Annotated in this window: 15 protein-coding genes and 1 pseudogene; 9 read left to right on the top strand and 7 right to left on the bottom strand. The window is 64.4% G+C overall.

The annotated features are described in order from the left end of the window. Positions 1-176: 176 nt before the first annotated feature. A complete protein-coding gene (locus ACSKT0_RS07925; RefSeq protein WP_078105520.1) occupies positions 177-563 on the top strand; it encodes a BlaI/MecI/CopY family transcriptional regulator in 387 nt (128 codons plus the stop codon). Between the two features lie 6 nt (positions 564-569). Continuing rightward, positions 570-1,562, top strand: a complete 993-nt coding sequence (locus tag ACSKT0_RS07920) for a M56 family metallopeptidase (RefSeq protein ID WP_437773238.1) — start codon at positions 570-572, stop codon at positions 1,560-1,562. A 25-nt stretch (positions 1,563-1,587) separates the two neighbouring features. On the opposite strand, the gene ACSKT0_RS07915 is transcribed toward ACSKT0_RS07920, so the two are convergent. Further along, a complete protein-coding gene (locus tag ACSKT0_RS07915; RefSeq protein WP_437773237.1) occupies positions 1,588-3,696 on the bottom strand; it encodes a DNA gyrase/topoisomerase IV subunit B in 2,109 nt (702 codons plus the stop codon). Positions 3,697-3,918: 222 nt separating this feature from the next. On the opposite strand from ACSKT0_RS07915, the gene ACSKT0_RS07910 reads away from it, so the two are divergent. After that, positions 3,919-4,140, top strand: a complete 222-nt coding sequence (locus tag ACSKT0_RS07910) for a DUF7455 domain-containing protein (protein WP_437773236.1) — start codon at positions 3,919-3,921, stop codon at positions 4,138-4,140. Positions 4,141-4,224: 84 nt separating this feature from the next. Here ACSKT0_RS07910 and ACSKT0_RS07905 read toward each other — a convergent pair. After that, a pseudogene (locus ACSKT0_RS07905) lies at positions 4,225-4,849 on the bottom strand (FMN-binding negative transcriptional regulator). Positions 4,850-4,896: 47 nt separating this feature from the next. Beyond that, complete coding sequence (locus ACSKT0_RS07900; RefSeq protein ID WP_437773235.1) at positions 4,897-5,838, bottom strand: DMT family transporter; 942 nt, start codon at positions 5,836-5,838, stop codon at positions 4,897-4,899. Between ACSKT0_RS07900 and ACSKT0_RS07895 the strand changes: the two genes are divergently transcribed. Beyond that, positions 5,837-7,249, top strand: a complete 1,413-nt coding sequence (locus ACSKT0_RS07895) for a PLP-dependent aminotransferase family protein (RefSeq protein WP_437773234.1) — start codon at positions 5,837-5,839, stop codon at positions 7,247-7,249. The two genes, ACSKT0_RS07900 and ACSKT0_RS07895, sit on opposite strands and share 2 nt — an antisense overlap. A gap of 95 nt (positions 7,250-7,344) precedes the next feature. Here the strand turns inward: ACSKT0_RS07895 and ACSKT0_RS07890 are convergent, their stop codons facing one another. The 4 genes from ACSKT0_RS07890 to ACSKT0_RS07875 form a co-directional block, all read right to left on the bottom strand. Beyond that, positions 7,345-8,640, bottom strand: a complete 1,296-nt coding sequence (locus ACSKT0_RS07890) for an RNA polymerase sigma factor (protein WP_437773233.1) — start codon at positions 8,638-8,640, stop codon at positions 7,345-7,347. A gap of 228 nt (positions 8,641-8,868) precedes the next feature. Then, on the bottom strand, positions 8,869-10,104 hold the full coding sequence (locus ACSKT0_RS07885; RefSeq protein ID WP_437773232.1) for a DUF4192 domain-containing protein: 1,236 nt from the start codon (positions 10,102-10,104) through the stop codon (positions 8,869-8,871). 102 nt (positions 10,105-10,206) lie between these two features. Beyond that, positions 10,207-11,565: an MFS transporter gene (locus ACSKT0_RS07880; RefSeq protein ID WP_437773231.1), complete on the bottom strand. Its 1,359-nt coding sequence runs from the start codon at positions 11,563-11,565 to the stop codon at positions 10,207-10,209. Positions 11,566-11,600: 35 nt separating this feature from the next. After that, positions 11,601-12,539 carry a proteasome assembly chaperone family protein gene (locus ACSKT0_RS07875; protein ID WP_236816974.1) on the bottom strand — a complete coding sequence of 313 codons (939 nt, stop codon included), beginning with the start codon at positions 12,537-12,539 and terminating at the stop codon, positions 11,601-11,603. 318 nt (positions 12,540-12,857) lie between these two features. On the opposite strand from ACSKT0_RS07875, the gene ACSKT0_RS07870 reads away from it, so the two are divergent. From ACSKT0_RS07870 to ACSKT0_RS07850, 5 genes are all read left to right on the top strand, one after another. Continuing rightward, positions 12,858-14,378 (top strand): leucyl aminopeptidase, encoded by a 1,521-nt coding sequence (locus tag ACSKT0_RS07870; protein WP_437773230.1) that lies wholly within the window; start codon positions 12,858-12,860, stop codon positions 14,376-14,378. Positions 14,379-14,614: 236 nt separating this feature from the next. After that, on the top strand, positions 14,615-15,997 hold the full coding sequence (gene lpdA, locus ACSKT0_RS07865) for a dihydrolipoyl dehydrogenase (RefSeq protein ID WP_437773229.1): 1,383 nt from the start codon (positions 14,615-14,617) through the stop codon (positions 15,995-15,997). A 107-nt stretch (positions 15,998-16,104) separates the two neighbouring features. After that, entirely contained in the window at positions 16,105-17,841 is a 1,737-nt protein-coding gene (sucB, locus tag ACSKT0_RS07860) for a 2-oxoglutarate dehydrogenase, E2 component, dihydrolipoamide succinyltransferase (RefSeq protein WP_437773228.1), read from the top strand. Positions 17,842-17,965: 124 nt separating this feature from the next. Continuing rightward, positions 17,966-18,319 (top strand): hypothetical protein, encoded by a 354-nt coding sequence (locus ACSKT0_RS07855; protein WP_059389121.1) that lies wholly within the window; start codon positions 17,966-17,968, stop codon positions 18,317-18,319. Positions 18,320-18,531: 212 nt separating this feature from the next. After that, complete coding sequence (locus ACSKT0_RS07850) at positions 18,532-18,960, top strand: OsmC family protein (RefSeq protein ID WP_184739048.1); 429 nt, start codon at positions 18,532-18,534, stop codon at positions 18,958-18,960. The last annotated feature ends 56 nt before the right edge of the window (positions 18,961-19,016 follow it).

Genomic DNA, 19,016 nt, shown 5'->3' with positions numbered 1-19,016 from the left:
GCTCACCACTCTTCCAGCGGCGTCACAGTGCCGCAAGGACACGCCGCGCCGCATGTTCTACCTCACGTAGAATCGCCGCCTGAAAAGCGGTAGATTGATGGTGGAATGTTGGATCATCGCACTTCCCCCGGTCCACGCAAACCGGCAAGGGAAGTGCGGAAAGTAGGGATGCGTTGATGGCAAGTCTTGGCGAACTGGAACGGGCGGTCATGGATCTCCTTTGGGCGGGCCAGGAGGCTGCGACAGCCAACAAACTTCGTGATCTGCTGGCGCAGGATTCCGCCGCCACGGATGGGATTGCAGGACACCAGGGTAAGGACCTCGCAGTCACCACAGTGCTGACTGTCTTGTCCCGCCTCGAGAAGAAGGGCCTCGTGGAGCGCGAACGCGGCACCCGCCCGCACCGCTACCAGGCTGTTTCGAGCCGCGCGGACCACACGGCGGACCTCATGCACGAGGCCTTGGGTTCCGCCCCGGACCGCGAAGCCGTGCTGGCTCGGTTCATCGGTTCCGTGAGCGAGAGTGAAGCCGCCACGCTGCGCAAGCTGCTCGGCAAAAACTAACCACCCATGTTCTGGACCTCATATTTTCTGGCGGTCCTTGCTTTGGTGCTGGCCTGGCCGGTTCCTGTCCTCCTTTCGCGCGCCGAGTGGCCTTCACGCGCGCCATTCATGGCCATGGTCCTCTGGCAAGCCATCGCACTCGCCGGTGGCCTCTCCATGATCGGGGCCATGCTCGTCTACGGGCTTGAGCCCATCGGCGACAACCTTATTGCAGGCGTGCGCTCCTTGGCCGGCATGGTGCTTCACAACGAGCCCACCACGGCACTGGGCTTCTGGCACCTGTTCGCTTTGTCCGCCGCGGCGCTGCTGAGCGCCCATCTCGTGTTCACCCTGCTGCTCACCTACGTCAAGATCGAACGGCAGCGGCGCAGGCACCGCGAACTCCTCGCACTTCTGGCCTCACCGTCCGACGACGGCCCTGGCACCGTGGTCATTAACCACGACTCCCCCGTTGCATACTGCTTGCCCGGCGGCGCAAGGTCAGTGACTGTCCTGTCCGACGGCCTCATGGCCGCCCTGGAGCCCGCCGAGCTCAGGGCGGTCCTCATCCACGAAAATGCCCATCTTTCCCAGCGCCACGACCTTCTTTTGTGGGCCTTCGCGGCGTGGCGCCAGGCGCTGCCCTGGTTCCCAACGACGCGACTCGCCCAGGTTGCGGTCAACTCCCTGATCGAAATGCTCGCCGACGATGTGGCCCTGCGCACCGAGAGTAAGGGGACGCTCATTAAGGCGATTGCGATCGTGGCGAGCGGCTCCGCCGGTCCCGTGGAGCAATTCGCGCCTCCCGGAACAGGCGGGCAGGACGCTTCCCCCGAAGGCAGTTCGCTGAGCGGCACCGGCGGCGCCGATTCACCGCGTACGACGGCGTCGCGCGTCAGCCGGCTGCTCTCACCCAAGCCGCCGCTTCCGGCGGCCCAGCGCACCTTGGTGCTTGCGGCGTCGGCCATGTTGCTCGCGGTGCCGACAGGCCTGCTGATCGTGCCGGGCTTGCTGGGCTGAGCGGCGTCGGATATGGCCCGCCGGATCAGGCGTCGATGCGTTCCCGGTCCAGGTCCGCAGCGCCGGCGATTATGAAGTCCTTGCGCGGGGCGACGTCCGATCCCATCAGCAGGTCAAACGTGTCTTCCGCCATCTTCGCGTTCTCGATGCCCACCTTGCGGAGGGTTCGGTGGCGCGGATCCATGGTGGTCTCGGCGAGCTGCTCGGCGTCCATTTCACCGAGGCCCTTGTAGCGCTGGATCGGTTCCTTGTATCGCTTGCCTTCCTTGGCGAGCCTGGCCAGCAGGACGTGCAGTTCGGCCTCGGAGTAGGTGTAGATCATCTCGTTGGCCTTCTGGCCCGCGTTGATGACTTCCACCCGGTGCAGCGGCGGTACTGCCGCATATACCCTGCCCTCGTCGATCATCGGACGCATGTACCGGAAGAACAACGTGAGCAGCAGCGTACGGATGTGAGCGCCGTCGACGTCCGCGTCGGTCATCAGGATCACCTTGCCGTACCGGGCGGCGTCGATGTCGAAGCTCCGGCCCGAACCGGCACCCACTACCTGGATGAGGGCGGCGCACTCCGCGTTGGAGAGCATGTCCCCCACTGATGCCTTCTGCACGTTGAGGATCTTGCCACGGATCGGCAACAGCGCTTGGAAGTCCGAGGACCGCGCCAGCTTGGCAGTGCCAAGGGCGGAGTCACCTTCCACGATGAACAGCTCGGAACGTCCGACGTCGTCCGTGCGGCAATCCGCCAGCTTGGTGGGCATCGACGACGTTTCCAGCGCATTCTTCCTGCGCTGCGTTTCCTTGTGGACGCGGGCCGAGATGCGGGACTTCATTTCGCTGACGATCTTCTCGAGCAGCAGGGCGGACTGGGCCTTGTCGTTCCGGTTCGCCGAGTTCAGGCGCGCTGTGATCTCGTCCTCGACAACCTTGGCAACAATAGCCTTGACGGCCGAAGTGCCCAGTATTTCCTTGGTCTGGCCCTCAAATTGCGGCTCTGCCAAGCGGACCGTCAGCACTGCCGTGAGGCCGGCCAGGATGTCGTCCTTCTCAATCTTGTCGTTGCCCGCTTTGAGCTTGCGCGCGTTCGTTTCGACGGCTTTGCGGAAGGTCTTCAGGAGCGCCTGCTCGAAGCCTGCCTGGTGCGTGCCGCCCTTGGGGGTGGCGATGATGTTGACGAAGCTCCGCATGGTGGTTTCGTAGCCGATTCCCCAGCGCAGCGCGATGTCCACTTCACAGTCCCGCTCCACTTCCGCGATCTTGCTGTGCCCGTTTTCGTCAAGGACCGGAACCGTTTCCTTGAACTTGCCCGCACCATGGAGCCGCCAAATATCAGTGACGCCCGAATCCGCGGCGAGGAAGTCGACGAATTCGGAAATGCCGCCGTCGTGATGGAAAACCTCTTGGTGCGGCCCGTTTTCGCCGGGGGTACCGGGGAGCCGGCGCTCATCGCGCACCGTGAGCTTGAGGCCCGGAACCAGGAATGACGTTTGGCGGGCGCGCGCCGCAAGATCCTCGAGGGAGAACTTCGCGTCCGGAGTGAAGATCTGCCGGTCTGCCCAGTAGCGGATGCGGGTACCGGTGACACCCCGCTTGGCCTTGCCCGCGACGTCGAGCACCGAGTTCTCGACGAACGGTTCGAAGACCGACGTCGGGCTGGGCTTCGAACCGATGTCCTTGAATCGGCCGGGCTCGCCCCGGCGGAAGGACATCTGGTACGTCTTGCCGCCGCGGTCCACCTGCACGTCAAGGCGGGCAGAGAGCGCGTTCACTACGGACGCGCCAACGCCGTGCAAACCGCCGGACGCCGTGTAGGAGCCGCCACCGAACTTTCCGCCAGCGTGCAGTTTGGTGAAGACGACTTCGACGCCGGTGAGCCCCGTCTTGGGTTCCAGGTCCACCGGGATGCCGCGGCCGTCGTCGTGGATTTCCACCGAATTGTCCGCGTGCAGGATGATCTGGATGTCATGCCCGAAGCCCGCCAGCGCTTCGTCCACGGAGTTGTCAATGATCTCCCACAGGCAGTGCATGAGGCCGCGCGAGTCGGTGGAGCCGATGTACATGCCCGGACGTTTGCGGACCGCCTCCAGGCCTTCCAAGACTGAAAGGTGCCGGGCGTTGTATTCAGAACTCGGTGCCACGGGCGGGGCGCTCCTTCGGGGGTGTAACAGAGGCAAAAAACACTCCTCCTAGGCTAGCTGGCCCGGAGCCCGGACGAGAGCTGCCACTCCCAATCGTGCTGGACGCCACTTCCCGGTGTTACGCACATGTGATACGCGGACAGCGAACGTGACCCATCCTTGCCATGGTTTTGCTTCGAATGCTGGTTATATGGATACACAGAACTACTAAGGAGGCCGAACATGACAACAGCAGTTGCAGACCGCACACTCAATGCACTCGACCGGTGCGACCGTTGCGGGGCCCAGGCATATGTCCGCGTTGTACTCGAGTCCTCCGGCGGTGAGCTGCTCTTCTGCGGCCACCACGCACGTGCAGTAGAGGCCACGCTGCGGCCGATGACTTCGGACTGGCATGACGAGACCGGTCGCCTTCAGGAGAAGGAACCAGTCCTCACCGACTAGCCTAAGTGGCCGGCCCCAGCGGCCGCCCGGCTGACATAATTTCACAGAGACAACGGCCCCCTCCGAATGGAGGGGGCCGTTGCGTTAACTTCCCCGCCTGGCCCGGGCGACGTCGGCAGCAATCTCCTTGTGCCCTTGGGCATCAAGCCCGGCCACCACCGTCGATGTCCTTGTCGGGCCGGTTCTGGCTCAGTTTGGCCTTCGCCTCGATACGGGTAATGACCAGCTCGATGCCAACGATCGCACGCAACTGGCCGGAGACGTAGCGTTCCGGCGCGTCGTCCACGGACCACGGCCGCTCGGAATCGGCTTCGTTGAGGTTGGTCAGCTGCCTGACATGGTTCCCCAGCCACGCGGCATCCTCATGGACGGCAAGCTTGCCGTAAACGTGCGCGGTGGAGTAGTTCCACGTCGGGACGACGCGCCCATGATCTGCTTTCGATGCGTACAAGGAGGGCGAGATGTAGGCGTCCGCGCCCTGGATGATCACGAGTGATTCTCCGATCGCCGGCTCAGACCATTGGGAGTTGGTTCGGGCGAGGTGCCCGTGGAGCGCGCCGTATTCGCCGATCGAGGGATCGTAGATAAGTGGCAGGAAGGTCGCCAGCAGGCCCTGCGTCGTCATGGTGACCAGATTCGCCGCACTTGGCCGTGTCAGGAGGTCGTGGAGTACGTCGGGACCGGCCTCGAAATGCGCTGGGATGTACATGGTTCTATTCTTCCTATCGTGGGACGGGCGATCTGTTGTGTTGGTCTTCAGCGGTTCTGTTCCGGTCTCTGCGGATTGAGCCGGACACGGACCGCGACGCCGGCGCAAAGGATGACGGCCAGACCACCGACAATCGTGGTCCAGCCGAGGGATTCGCCCAGCAACAGCCCTGCCCAACAAATACTCAGTACGGGCTGGACGAGTTGCACCTGGCTGACTTTGGCCATGGGTCCAATGGCGAGACCCCGGTACCAGGCGAAGAAGCCGAAGAACATGCTGACGACTCCGAGGTAGGCAAAAGCAGCCCACTGGACCGGCGAGGCCGACGGCGGCTGTTGGGCCATGGAGAGCGCCGACAGTCCGGCCATCAACGGCAAGGCCAGGACGAGCGCCCACGATACGGTCTGCCATGCGCCGAGTTCGCGGGCGAGCAGGCCGCCTTCCGCGTAGCCGATTGCCGCAGCAATGACAGCTCCGAGGAGCAGCACATCCGCCCAGTCAAGTTGCCCGAACCCACCGGACTGCGCGAATGCGAATGCGATGGCCGCACCAGCGCCTACGGCGGTGACCAGCCAGAAGGCGACAGGCGGATGCTCGCGTCCGCGGAGCACTGCGGCAGTTGCCGTTGCTGCCGGCAACAGGGCGATGACGACGGCGCCGTGGCTGGCCGGCGCCGTCGTGAGCGCGAACGAGGTGAGCAAGGGGAACCCGACAACAATCCCGGCGGCGACCACGGCCAGGCGCGCCCATTGCCTGCCTTGAGGCAGCCGCTGCCTGGTGAGGGTGAGGGCGAATGCCGCGAGCATCGCCGCGACGACGGCACGGCCGGAGCCGATGAACAGGGGCGACAGCCCACCAACCGCCACCCGGGTGAAGGGAACAGTGAAGGAGAACGCCGCTACTCCGAGGAGTCCCCACCAGAGGCCGGTTGTCGAGCGCGACGGTATCACTGGCCGAATAATTGTAGTAGCGCTACTATTGTCTCTCATGAACAACGATAGCAGTTCCAGGATTGCGATGCGACTGCGGGAATGGATCGCCGGGGCCGCGCCGGGATCCCGGCTTCCGTCCACCCGGTCACTGGTTGCCGAGTACCAGGCCAGCCCTGTGACGGTTCAGAAAGCCTTGCAGACGCTCACTTCGCAGGGCTTGATCGAGAGCCGGCCCGGCGTCGGCACTTTCGTGCGGGCCGTCCGGTCAGCACGCCCCTCGGATTACGGCTGGCAAACCGCGGCGCTGCGTGCACCGCAGGCGCCTCCCCGTTCAGCCTCCACTACGATGCGCGACACCTCGAACGCCACTATCGCCTTCCATTCCGGATACCCGGACCGGGAACTCCTGCCGGAGCGGCTTGTGCGGGCCGCTCTCGCCCGCGTGGCCCGCGGCGACGCTGCTTTGTCCCGGCCTCCGGCGGCCGGTCTTCCCGAGTTGCAGTCCTGGTTCGCGCACGAACTCGGCACCGCGACCCCGGCAGGGCTCACCCCGCCAACACCGAGCGACGTCATCGTGCTGCCCGGAAGCCAAGGCGGCCTCAGCTCGATCTTCACTGCATTGGTCGGCCACGGGCAGCCGCTGCTCATGGAATCTCCGAGCTACTGGGGAGCCATCCTGGCCGCGACGCAAGCCGGAGTCCGCATCGTCCCGGTACCCAGCGGAGCCGATGGGCCGGATCCCGAAGAATTGGCCAGGGCCTTTGAGGAGACGGGCGCGCGGTTGTTCTACGCCCAACCGAACTATTCCAACCCCACTGGAGCGCAATGGTCCACCCGGCGGGGCGAAGAAGTCCTGGACGTCGTCCGGGAGTACGGCGCGTTCCTCGTCGAGGACGACTGGGCGCACGACTTCGGCATCACGTCGACGCCGGTACCGCTTGCCGCACGTGACGACTCCGGCCACGTGGTCTATTTACGCTCCCTCACGAAGAGCGTTTCACCCGCCATCCGCGTCGCCGCCGTCATCGCGCGCGGCCCCGCCCGCGAACGTATCCTCGCGGACCGCGCTGCCGAGTCGATGTATGTCAGCGGATTGCTGCAGGCTGCGGCCCTCGATGTCGTCACCCAGCCGGCTTGGCAGACGCATCTGCGAAGCCTCCGCCATCAGCTCCAGTCACGCCGCGACCTGCTGGTCTCAAGCCTGCGCGAGCACGCCCCCCAGGCCCATCTCAGCCTCATCCCCAAGGGAGGACTGAACCTTTGGGCACGCCTGCCCGACGGGACGGACCTCGAAAAGTTGACCCGCGACTGCGAGAATGCCGGGGTGATGATCGCGGTCGGTACGGAATGGTTCCCGGCCGAACCGGCGGGACCGTTCATCCGGCTCAACTACGCAGGACCCAACCCCTCCGCTTTCCCGGAAGGCACTCGCATCATTGGCCGGGCACTCGAACGGAACAGCGCCTAGGCGAAATGCCTCCAGACGCAAAAGTGGACCCCCGGACAAATCCGTGGGTCCACTTCTTGACGGGCTGTGCCGGTTAAGGCAGGGTGTCCGTTCCTTTAGTCAAGGTAGTCGCGCAGAACCTGCGACCGCGAGGGGTGGCGCAGCTTGGACATCGTCTTCGATTCGATCTGACGGATGCGTTCGCGGGTGACTCCATAGACCTTGCCGATTTCGTCTAAAGTCTTTGGCTGGCCATCGGTAAGGCCGAAACGCATCGCAACGACGCCTGCTTCACGCTCGGACAGGGTATCGAGCACCGAGTGCAACTGCTCCTGGAGGAGTGTGAAGCTCACAGCGTCCGCCGGCACAACCGCTTCGGAGTCCTCGATGAGGTCGCCGAATTCGGAATCGCCGTCTTCGCCAAGCGGCGTGTGCAGCGAGATGGGCTCGCGGCCGTACTTCTGGACTTCAACAACCTTCTCGGGAGTCATGTCCAGCTCGAGCGCCAGTTCCTCAGGCGTAGGTTCGCGTCCAAGGTCCTGAAGCATCTGGCGCTGGACACGTGCCAGCTTGTTGATGACTTCCACCATGTGGACCGGGATGCGGATGGTCCGGGCCTGGTCAGCCATGGCGCGGGTAATGGCCTGGCGGATCCACCAGGTGGCGTAAGTGGAGAACTTGAAGCCCTTGGTGTAGTCGAACTTCTCCACTGCACGGATCAGGCCCAGGTTGCCTTCCTGGATGAGGTCCAGGAACAGCATGCCGCGGCCGGTGTAGCGCTTGGCCAAAGAGACCACGAGTCGCAGGTTGGCCTCGAGGAGGTGGTTCTTGGCCCTCTTGCCGTCGTGGATGATGAACTCGAGCTCACGCTTGAGCTTCGGGTCCATGGAGCCGTCGTCGGCGTTGATCTTCTCTTCGGCGAACAGGCCGGCTTCAATGCGGAGCGCAAGGTCGACTTCCTGCTCAGCATTCAGCAGGGCAACCTTGCCGATCTGCTTCAAGTAGTCCTTGACGGGGTCGGCCGTGGCGCCGGCTGACATGACCTGCTGGACAGGCGCATCGTCGTCGTCGGCATCCGAGTAGACAAAGCCGGAACCGGTCGTGGCAGGCTTCTTGCCCTCTTCGCCTTCCTCGACGTCCTCCGTGAGCTCTGCTTCGTCGGGAACGACGGCGTCAAAATCCTCGGCTTCTTCGGAGTCCTCGTCGGCGCCGGTGGACTTGTTGGCTGCTTCGGCAGCGGCCTTGGCGCCGGGCTTGGGCCCGCGCTTCTTGGGTGCCGGCTTCTCTGCACCTGCAGTCGAAGCATTGGCAGCACGCGTTGCCGCACGCTTCGCAGCTGTAGCCGCCTTCTTTTCTTCGGCGGACAGTTCGGCCAGGGCGGCGGGTTCCTTCTCGGCGGAAGACGGGGTCACAGAAAACCTTTCTAGCGGCGGTCTGTGGAATCACCATGGGGGCAACACCACTATGACCCTGTCAAGTCCGTGATCAACATCAAGTGCCATCGCCGACTGCAGAGTCTTTAGGTAAAACTCCCGACGGCGCCTTAATGTTCCCTAGAGTTCAGGGGACGTTCATGGCACTTGAAACACGGACCCAACCGGGTCTCGGCAACCATTGTCTCACGGTTTTGAGTTCCAGGGTCATCCGGCCGCCCCACCGAACTTCCGCCACGCGGAGGACTTGCTTTTGGCCCAGCCGCAGAGCGTTCCGCGCGTCACCAGCTCGGCGAGTAGTTCGGCGAGCCGATAGCCCTGTTGCTCAGCGTCAGCCTGCGAAAGGAGTTCGTGGGCGAACGAACCGCTCCCCCGGCACCACTGAATCCACCCGCGGATCGTGAGCGTTGCGGCGCGCGCCTCCCCACCGCCGTGCCGGGAGAGCGCCGCCAGAACCCGGTCCAGGCTCGTCAACCGCTTCCAGTCGGGGTTCTCCGGGTAAAGGCCCAGGAGTACGTCTCCGTAGCGCATGACGCTGAGATCCGCAGCCTCAGTGGGCTTGCCGGCCACTGGTGCCGTGCCCGCTGTTGGTGCCGGGGGACAGAGCCCGGGCGGAAGGGCCAATGAATCCGCGTCATCGTCCTCATGTTCAAAGAAGCCGAAGGCTTCCGCACCGCCGCAGGCTAGAGCTTTCCCGCCAGCCGCCAGGACCACCACGGCGTCGCGCCAGGCAGGAACCCTCAAGCTTGCCCGGAGGAACGCCGCAGCCTCGCCGTCGAATTCCTCCGGACGGCAGGAATCGAGGACCCCCGTCCACACATCCAGCATTTCCTCGAACGACTTCCTGCGCCGCCACCGCAGGAGCAACTCCCCAAGCATGGCGTCTTCCGCACGCATGAATTCGGGATCAAGGACAGGCTGGTCGCCGGGCCCCAACAACCGCGGCGATTTCCTGACGCTGCTCCCCCTGAACACCATTTCCGCGTTGAGCCGGCTGTCCAGGATCTGGTCCACGGGACGCCCGGGAAGGGGACAGCACTCCAGGTCGGTGCAGAATGCGCTTCGCCAGTAATCGGAACCTATGAACCAGGCATCCCGCAACGCCAATCCACCGCGGACCAGGACGGGTTCCAAGGCTTCTAGAAGCGGCATGCCGTGTGCCACGGCGCCGCCATCGTCCCAACCGTTGTCGCTGAAGAATGCCAAAAGCACGCCATCGGCGTCATGGTCAGCTTCCAGGTACTCACCGATCCTCCGTGAGTACGCGGCAAGCACGCGTTCGGATCTCCCGGGCGGAAGGTCCACACGGAGTGTGGCGCCGAGTGTCTGCCCGCACAGCGTGATGGCAACGAGGCTCTCCTTCGGCCAGAGTCCCAAGGCGTGCGGAATGAAGCCGAGGATGTCCTCAGGACGGGAGATGGTCACACGGTTGTCTGCTGTCATGAATCCAGCATTGGCATCAATCGCGGGCGACGGCAGGCCTCAATTGCGGTATGTGGACAAAGGTGTCCGTCAGCGCCTGTGGGGGAACACCGTGAGAGCAGGCTACGGCGTGGAGCTCCGCTGCTTCGCTAAACGTTCGCGGCGCAATTCCACGCGGCGTCGGCGCTGGTTTGCCAGCGATACGAGGAGTGGCGGGACGTGTACCCCCTGTGCCGCCATTTGGCGGCGCACTTTGCGACGGGTCATGAGGATCAGGACCGTACCCACGAGCAGGAACAGGAACTGCACGCTCAATGCGATGCGGAAGGGTGCCAGGCCGTACAGCTCCCCGCCCGAGAAACCGCTCGTGTGGAGGAGGTCGAGGATGAGCCCCACCGAGTAGATCGTCACGAGGGCCGCAACGAAGCCACCCACGTTGACGATGCCGGTGGCGGTGCCGATCCTGTGGGAAGGATTGAATGTCCGGGCAAAATCAAAACCGATCATGGACCCGGGGCCGCCGATGGCCAGGGCAACCACCAACAAGCCAAGCAACCATAGGGGCGCCCTGCTCGGCAACAGCAGCACCGCAGCCCACGCGAGCGCGGTGGCCGCCGTAATCAGGAGGACCATGGCCGAACGCCGCATGGGGTGCCTGGCCACGAAGGTTCCAAACAACGGCCCCACGAGAATGCTGGTGACGACGAAGAGTCCCATCAAGGCGGACACGGTGGCCGGGTTCAGGCCCTGCGCCGATACCAGGAACGGGTAACCCCAGGACATGGCGAAGACGTTGCCGCTGAACTGGACCGTGAAGTGGCACCAGAGTCCCAGGCGCGTCCCGGGCTGCTTCCAGGCACGGGCCAGTGTCACGCCTGTGGCGCGTAGGCCTTGGGCGCTCTCCCGCGGCGGGTGACCCGGCGGAACGTCCCTGAGCAAGGCGAGAACAAGGACGACGGCGAGCGCCGACAACGAGCTCAACGCCAGGAAGGCCGTATTCCAGCCCGCCGAATGAAGGACCAGCGCGAACGGCACCACACTGATGAGCTGGCCCAGCTGGCCCGACATTCCCGTCAGCTGGGTGACGAGCGGAACCCTTGCCGGCGCGAACCAGATCGGCACGAGGCGGATCACGGAGACGAATGTCATGGCGTCACCGGCGCCGACGAGGACGCGGCCGAGCACGCCTGCCGGAACAGCGTCGGCATAAGCCAACTGGAGTTGGCCGAGGCCCATGAGCACAGCACCGCTGGCGATCATGGCACGCGAGCCGAAGCGGTCAACCAGGAGCCCGACCGGTATCTGGAGGCCGGCGTAAACCAGCAGTTGAAGCACCGTGAAGAAGGAAATGGCCGCAGCACTGGCATGGAACCGTTCGGTAGCCTCCAGCCCGGATACACCGAAGGATGTGCGCTGGGCGACCGCCACAAGGTAGGCAAGCACCCCAATCGTCCAAATGAGCCAGGCGCGGGGTGCGTTCACCCTTCCATTATGCCCGGGGCCGCATTAAAGCTGCTTTATGGGCGCGCATCTTTACGTGCGAGATACGCCTCAACCGCCGCGCCCAGGTCCTCGGCGTTGGGCAGTTCGTCATTCTCGTCGGCGAGCAGGGAACGGCGGACTGTCCCCTCGGCCTTGTCGTCATAGCGGGACTCCAGCTTCGAAACCACCTGCTGGACGTCCTCGGATGCTTCCACCTGTTCGGCGATCTGCCTGCCCACTTCCCTGCCTGCCTCGCGAAGCCGGTCCGTCGGCAGCATCAGGGAGGTGGCCGCACCGAGGTATTCGAGTCCTGCGACCGCTGCCGGCGGGTACTCGGCATCGGCGAGGTAGTGCGGGACGTGGATGACGTACCCGGCGACTTTCCGCCCCGCCTCGACCAGCCGCAACTCGAGGATGTGGCCGACGGCCGCAGGAACCTCGACAGTCGGCTTCCACGTGGAAATGCCCTCGATGAGTTCCGGGCGGTTACCGTGCACCGTGACACCAACCGGCCGGGTGTGCGGAACAGGCATGGGGATGGAGTGGATCCAGGTCACCAGGTTGACGTCCAGTTTTTCCACAATCCCGACGACGGCGCGCGCGAAACGCTCCCATTGGAGATCCGGTTCAAAACCGGCAAGCAGGAGGAACGGCTCGCCCAAGCCGTCATTAAGCTTGTAAAGCGCCAGTTGAGGGGCTTTGTAGTCCTCCAAATGGTCTTCGACAAAGCTGATGTGGGGACGGCGCGTGCGGTAGTCAATGAGCTGGTCGGCGTCGAACACAGCCACGGTTTCGACTTCGAGCGTATCCAGTAGTTCCCGGTTAATCTGCTGGACCACGTGACCGGCATCAGCGAATCCGGTGAAGCCCATCAGCATGTTGAGGCCCCTGATATCCGGGCTGTGGAAGAGCTCGATGTTGCTCGCATAGAGCGACTCAGGGTCAAGGAGTGAGCCGGAAATCCGTTCAAACACGGCATGTTCCTTTCGCAGTTTCAAATTCTTGGAGGAGCAGGCGGCTGCACGCCGCAGCAGACGCCTCGGCGGCCGGCCACGCTCTATGTACTGGTACAACGCCCCGGACCGGCCGCGCATTCCTGTCGGCCAATGTGCCGCAACTCTCATTTAATTGCTTTCCCCCGCAACAGACAGACTACGATCGAGACGTGCCGCCGTGTGCGGACCCAAGCAACCACCGACGTTGTCACAAGCGGACAACCGAGGGGTACCAGGGCCGGGCGCCTAACATGCAGCCCGGCCAAGCCATGCAGAGAGAGATGAGGACAAATCCTCGTGGTGAAGACTACAGACATCACCCTTGGCACTATTGCCAAGGACCTGAAGAAGGCGCCCAGCGACGCACTCGTGATAGCCGTGGGTCAGGGGGAAGACGGGCCAATACTGCTCGGGAACCCGCTGGGCGCGAAGGCCGCGGAAACACTCGCAGCTTCATTGGGCCTCCTCGGCATCACGGGAGCACCCGATCAGGTACACCGTCTGCCGGGTCTTCCGGAGACCGGTTCGGGCGTCCTCGTCCTGGCAGGTGTCGGCAAGGTCGCCGACGACGCCCTCCTCGCCGAGGAAACCCTGCGCCGGACTGCGGGATCCGCCGTCCGCCAATTGGCCGGTTTGTCCTCCGTGACCCTGGCCCTCCCGACGGCCTCCCTCGCCGACGTCGCGGCCGTCGCCGAAGGCGCCGTGCTGGGTTCCTATTCCTATACGGAGCACCGCTCCACCAAGGACGGCCTCAAAGATCCGGTCGGCAAGGTCCTGATCCACACGGCGTTTGACGGCAAGGACGTCCAGCCCGCGCTCGATCGGGCACTTCTCGTGGGACGCGCGGTCAACGCCACCCGCACACTCGTCAACCAGCCTCCGAGCCACCTTTACCCGGAGTCCTTTGCCGAAGCTGCCAGGGAACTCTCCAAGGGACTGCCCGTCAAGGTCACCGTGTGGGACGAGAAACGCCTCGAAAAGGACGGTTTCGGCGGAATCCTGGGCGTTGGCAAGGGTTCAACCCGCCAGCCGCGCCTCGTCAAGGTGGAGTACGCCCCGGCCAAGGCCACCAAGAAGATCGCGCTTGTCGGCAAGGGCATCACCTTTGACACGGGCGGCATTTCCATCAAGCCTGCCCTCGGCATGGGCGACATGAAGAGCGACATGGCGGGCGCCGCCGTCGTACTGAATACCGTCCTAGCCGTCGCGGGGCTTGGGTTGCCCGTCAAGGTGACCGCATGGCTCTGCATCGCTGAGAACATGCCCTCCGGCGCTGCACAGCGCCCGGCGGACGTCCTCACCGTGTACGGCGGCAAGACGGTCGAGGTCCTCAACACCGACGCCGAGGGACGCCTGGTCATGGCGGACGGAATCGTCGCGGCCAGCCTCGAGCAGCCGGACGCCATCATCGATGTCGCGACCCTGACGGGCGCCCAGCTGATCGCCCTCGGCAACCGCACTGCCGGCGTCATGGGTTCCGACGCCGTCACGGGCGCCCTCAAGTCCGCTGCGGACCGCGCAGGCGAACTCGTCTGGCCGATGCCGTTGCCGGAAGAACTGCGCGCCAGCCTCGACTCGCAGGTGGCGGACATCGCCAACATCGGCGAACGCCACGGCGGAATGATGACCGCGGCCGTGTTCCTGCGCGAGTTCGTCGGCAAGGACGCCGGGGGCAAGCAGATCCCCTGGGCACACGTCGACATCGCCGGGCCGTCCTTCAACAACGGCAGCCCCTACGGCTACACGCCCAAGCAAGGCACCGGCTGCACTGTCCGGACGCTGCTCGCCTACGTCGAAGACGTGCTGGCCACGGCCTAAGCAGGTCCCCAAGTGGGGCCGGTCCATGACCGGCCCCACGGCCCGACGTGAGTCTGGCCACAAGCGCCCCACAAATGCCTCGGCAGGGTGGAGCATGGATAAGTGGTTCGCTAAGGTGAACCACGGTAGTCACAAATGCAAGAGAACTTTCGGTGCTGGCATAATCGCGGCAGTACAAGTTCCAAGACCAGATGACGCGTAGTCGCGTGTCATCGCTCACGCGAGGGAGCGTCCTAGTGGCCGATCAGGCAACTGCGCAAGAATTCGACATCCTGGTACTCGGTGGCGGCAGCGGCGGCTACGCCACGGCTCTGCGTGCCGTTCAGCTTGGTTTCACCGTTGGCCTCGTCGAGAAGGGAAAGCTCGGCGGCACCTGCCTTCACAACGGGTGTATCCCCACCAAGGCCCTGCTGCACTCGGCGGAACTGGCCGACCACGCACGCGATTCCGCCAAGTACGGCGTCAACGTCACGTTGGACAGCATCGACATCACGGCCGTGAACGCCTACAAGGACGGAATCGTCGCCGGTAAGTACAAGGGCCTGCAGGGACTCATCAAGTCCAGGGGCATCACGGTTATCGAAGGCGAAGGCAAGCTGCAGGGCACCGACACCGTCGTCGTGAACGGCACAGCCTACAAGGGCAAGAACATCGTCCTGGCCACGGGTTCCTACTCCCGGTCCCTGCCCGGCCTGGAAATCGGCGGCCGCGTCATCACGTCCGATGAAGCGCTGACCATGGACTACATCCCCAAGAGCGTCATCGTCCTCGGCGGCGGCGTCATCGGCGTCGAATTCGCTTCCGTGTGGAAGTCCTTCGGCGTCGACGTCACGATCGTCGAAGGCCTCCCCTCCCTCGTTCCCAACGAAGACACCGCCATCGTGAAGAACCTTGAGCGCGCCTTCAAGAAGCGCGGCATCAAGTTCAGCACCGGCGTCTTCTTCCAGGGCGTCGAGCAGGACGACAACGGCGTGAAGGTCACCCTGGTTGACGGCCAGACCTTCGAAGCCGATCTCCTCCTGGTTGCCGTGGGCCGTGGCCCCGTCACCGCCAACCTTGGTTACGAAGAAGCAGGTATCACCCTCGACCGCGGCTTCGTCATCACCAACGAGCGCCTGCACACCGGCGTCGGCAACGTCTACGCCGTCGGCGACATCGTCCCCGGCGTCCAGTTGGCCCACCGCGGGTACCAGCAGGGCATCTTCGTCGCCGAAGAGATCGCAGGCCTGAACCCAGTGGTCGTCGAAGACGTGAACGTCCCGAAGGTCACCTTCTGCGAACCCGAAATCGCCACCGTTGGCTACACCGAAAAGGGCGCCAAGGAGAAGTACGGCGAGGACCAGGTCCAGACCCAGGAATACAACCTGGCCGGCAACGGCAAGAGCTCCATCCTGGGCACGGGCGGCATCGTTAAGGTTGTCCGCCAGAAGGACGGCCCGGTTGTCGGTATCCACATGATCGGTTCCCGGATGGGCGAGCAGATCGGCGAAGCACAGCTGATCGTCAACTGGGAAGCCCACCCGGAGGACGTGGCGCAGTTCATCCACGCACACCCGACGCAGAACGAGACCCTGGGCGAAGTCCACCTCGCAATGGCCGGCAAGCCGCTCCACGGCTAAGTCTTTACGCAAGACACCCGGTCCTGCGCCCGCACGAACTGCGGGCGCAGGACCCCAGCAGGCAACACTCATCCGCACTAAAGATCAATAAGGAGAACGGGGACGACATGTCTGAATCCGTTAACTTGCCCGCCCTTGGTGAAAGCGTCACCGAAGGCACCGTCACTCGCTGGCTCAAGCAGGTTGGTGACCGAGTGGAAGTCGACGAGCCCCTGCTCGAAGTTTCCACCGACAAGGTAGACACCGAAATCCCGTCTCCTATTGCCGGCATCATCGAAGAAATTCTCGTGGCTGAAGACGAGACCGCCGAAGTCGGCGCTCCCCTGGTCCGGATCGGCAGCGGCAGCAACGGCGCTGCAGCGCCCGCCGCCGCACCTGCGGAAGAAGCACCGGCAGCCCCCGCACCTGAAGCAGCACCAGCGCCTGAAGCAGCACCGGCTCCCGCAGCCGAAGAAGCCGCAGCCCCCGCCGCAGCATCCGGCGAGGCATCGGGTCACGACGTGACTCTCCCCGCCTTGGGTGAAAGCGTCACCGAAGGCACCGTCACCCGCTGGCTCAAGGCCGTCGGCGACACCGTCGAGGTGGACGAACCGCTCCTCGAGGTCTCCACGGACAAGGTCGACACCGAGATCCCCTCCCCCGTGGCCGGCATTTTGCTCGAGATCCGCGTCAACGAAGACGACACCGCTGAAGTCGGTTCCGTTCTTGCCGTCATCGGCTCGGGCGCTCCCGCCGCAGCAGCGCCTGCACCCGCAGCAGCACCGGCACCCGTAGCAGCAGCGCCCGCAGCAGCGGCACCCGTTGTTGAATCCGTACCCGCGCCGGCAGCCCCGGCACCCGCAGCCGCCGCACCGGCAGCGCCGGCACCGGCAGCCCCGGCACCGGTTGCCGCACCCGCATCCTCTTCGAACGAGTCCGGCTACGTCACCCCCCTCGTCCGCAAGCTGGCCAACCAGAGCGGTGTCGACATCACCACCGTGACGGGCACCGGCGTCGGCGGCCGTATCCGGAAGCAGGACGTGCTTGCCGCGGCCGACGCCAAGAAGGCAGCAGCCGCTGCTCCGGCCCCGGCGTCCGCAGCTCCCGCCAAGCCTGCTCCGGCCCCCGTGGCGGCCTCCTCGCTCCGCGGTACCGTCGAAAAGGCTCCGCGCATCCGCCAGGTCATCGCCCGCCGCATGCGCGAGTCCCTCGAAACCTCGACGCAGCTGACCCAGGTGCACGAGGTCGACATGACCAAGATCGCCAAGCTCCGCCTCAAGGCCAAGGGCTCCTTCGAGGCCCAGAACGGCGTCAAGCTGACGTTCCTGCCGTTCATCGCCAAGGCCGTGGCCGAAGCCTTGAAGCAGCACCCCAAGCTGAACGCCGCGTACGACGAAGCCAAGCAGGAAATCACCTACCACAACGCGGAACACCTCGCGATTGCGGTGGACACCGACAAGGGCCTGCTGGTCCCGGTCATTTCCGACGCCGGCAACCTGAACCTTGCCGGCCTGGCCAGCAAGATCGCCGATGTCGCCGGCCGTACGCGCCAAGGGAAGATCGGTCCGGACGAGCTGTCCGGCGGTACCTTCAGCATCACCAACATCGGGTCCGTCGGAGCGTTGTTCGACACGCCGATCATCAACCAGCCCCAGGTGGGCATCCTGGGGACCGGCGCGATCGTCAAGCGTCCGGTTGTCGTTGCCGACGAGAACGGTGACGACTCGATCGCCATCCGCTCCATGATGTACCTGTCCCTCACGTACGATCACCGCCTGGTTGACGGTGCCGACGCCGGCCGCTTCCTGCAGACCCTCAGGGCCCGCCTTGAGGAAGGTTCCTTCGAAGCCGACCTGGGCCTCTGATTCCAGTTATCGCGTGACGGGAAGGTCCCGACGGGAAACCGCCGGGACCTTCCCGTTTTTCATGCCCGGATATTACCCCGTGGCTTTGCTACGGCTCGTAGAAGATTCTGGATAAGCTGGAGCCATGACTATCCTCTTCAACGTCCTGCTGTTCTTGCACATCGTCGGCGCAGCCATGATTGTGGGCTACTGGATCGCCACCATGAAGCAGCCGACTGTCCACCCGCGCCAGCGGGATGGTGCCTTCGTGCAGCTGATCACGGGTATTGCGATGATGGGAATCCTGCCCATGCTGCCCAATGCCGACCCTAACTACTTCAAGCTCGGCATCAAGTTCGCGATCGGTCTCGCAGTGGCCGTGCTCGCCGTCATCGGCTCGCGCAAGGTCAAGAAGGGCGAACCGGTCTCGACGGGCCTGGCCCACGGCGTCGGAGGCCTGGGATTGCTCAACATCGCCATCGCCACGATCTGGCAGTGACCGGCGAATACACGCTGGCCTGAGCAAACAGCGCGGCCGCCTGGACATTCGTCCGGCGGCCGTTGCCGCTTAAACCGTCGCTTCTCAAACAGGGGCAGTCACAATCCTCTGAGAGCGGACAAGCGGTGCGCCGCCGCCGTCGAATCCCTAGGATTGAACCCGGCGGCAACCGGTATCCGGATGCCAATTCGCAACGACGCTGAGGAGTGGACATGGCTACAACACGCACCGCACACACCGTATGGAACGGCAACCTGATCGAAGGCGCCGGCAACACCACGCTGGACAGCTCAGGACTGGGGACCTTCAACGTCACCTGGAAGGCCCGCGCGGAGTCCGCGGAAGGCAAGACCAGCCCCGAAGAACTGATTGCCGCAGCACACTCGGCATGCTTCTCGATGGCATTCAGCAACGGCGTGGCCGGTGCGGGCTTCACGCCGGAAGAGGTCAACACCAAGGCCGACGTCACTTTCCAGCCGGGCGAGGGCATCACGGGCATCCACTTGACCGTGAGCGCACGCATCCCCGGTGTCTCCGAAGAAGAATTCCAGCGCCTCGCCGAGGACGCCAAGGTCAACTGCCCGGTATCCCAGGCACTCCGGGCAACTCCGATCACGCTGGATGCCACGCTCGCTTCCTAGCGGCAAAACATCAAAAGCAACGAAGTCCCCGCCTTTCCTTCCGGAAGGGCGGGGAC

It is taken from the genome of Arthrobacter sp. KNU40, from assembly GCF_051515115.1.
GTDB lineage: Bacteria > Actinomycetota > Actinomycetes > Actinomycetales > Micrococcaceae > Arthrobacter.
This window is presented reverse-complemented; position numbering and strand designations above follow the sequence as displayed.

Excerpts from the sequence above, each read along its gene's own strand:
- ACSKT0_RS07925 (WP_078105520.1), top strand. The coding sequence starts at position 177 with ATGGCAAGTCTTGGCGAACTGGAACGGGCGGTCATGGATCTCCTTTGG.
- ACSKT0_RS07920 (WP_437773238.1), top strand. The coding sequence starts at position 570 with ATGTTCTGGACCTCATATTTTCTGGCGGTCCTTGCTTTGGTGCTGGCC.
- ACSKT0_RS07910 (WP_437773236.1), top strand. The coding sequence starts at position 3,919 with ATGACAACAGCAGTTGCAGACCGCACACTCAATGCACTCGACCGGTGC.
- ACSKT0_RS07895 (WP_437773234.1), top strand. The coding sequence starts at position 5,837 with ATGAACAACGATAGCAGTTCCAGGATTGCGATGCGACTGCGGGAATGG.
- ACSKT0_RS07900 (WP_437773235.1), bottom strand. The coding sequence starts at position 5,838 with ATGAGAGACAATAGTAGCGCTACTACAATTATTCGGCCAGTGATACCG.
- ACSKT0_RS07885 (WP_437773232.1), bottom strand. The coding sequence starts at position 10,104 with ATGACAGCAGACAACCGTGTGACCATCTCCCGTCCTGAGGACATCCTC.
- sucB (WP_437773228.1), top strand. The coding sequence starts at position 16,105 with ATGTCTGAATCCGTTAACTTGCCCGCCCTTGGTGAAAGCGTCACCGAA.
- ACSKT0_RS07855 (WP_059389121.1), top strand. The coding sequence starts at position 17,966 with ATGACTATCCTCTTCAACGTCCTGCTGTTCTTGCACATCGTCGGCGCA.
- ACSKT0_RS07850 (WP_184739048.1), top strand. The coding sequence starts at position 18,532 with ATGGCTACAACACGCACCGCACACACCGTATGGAACGGCAACCTGATC.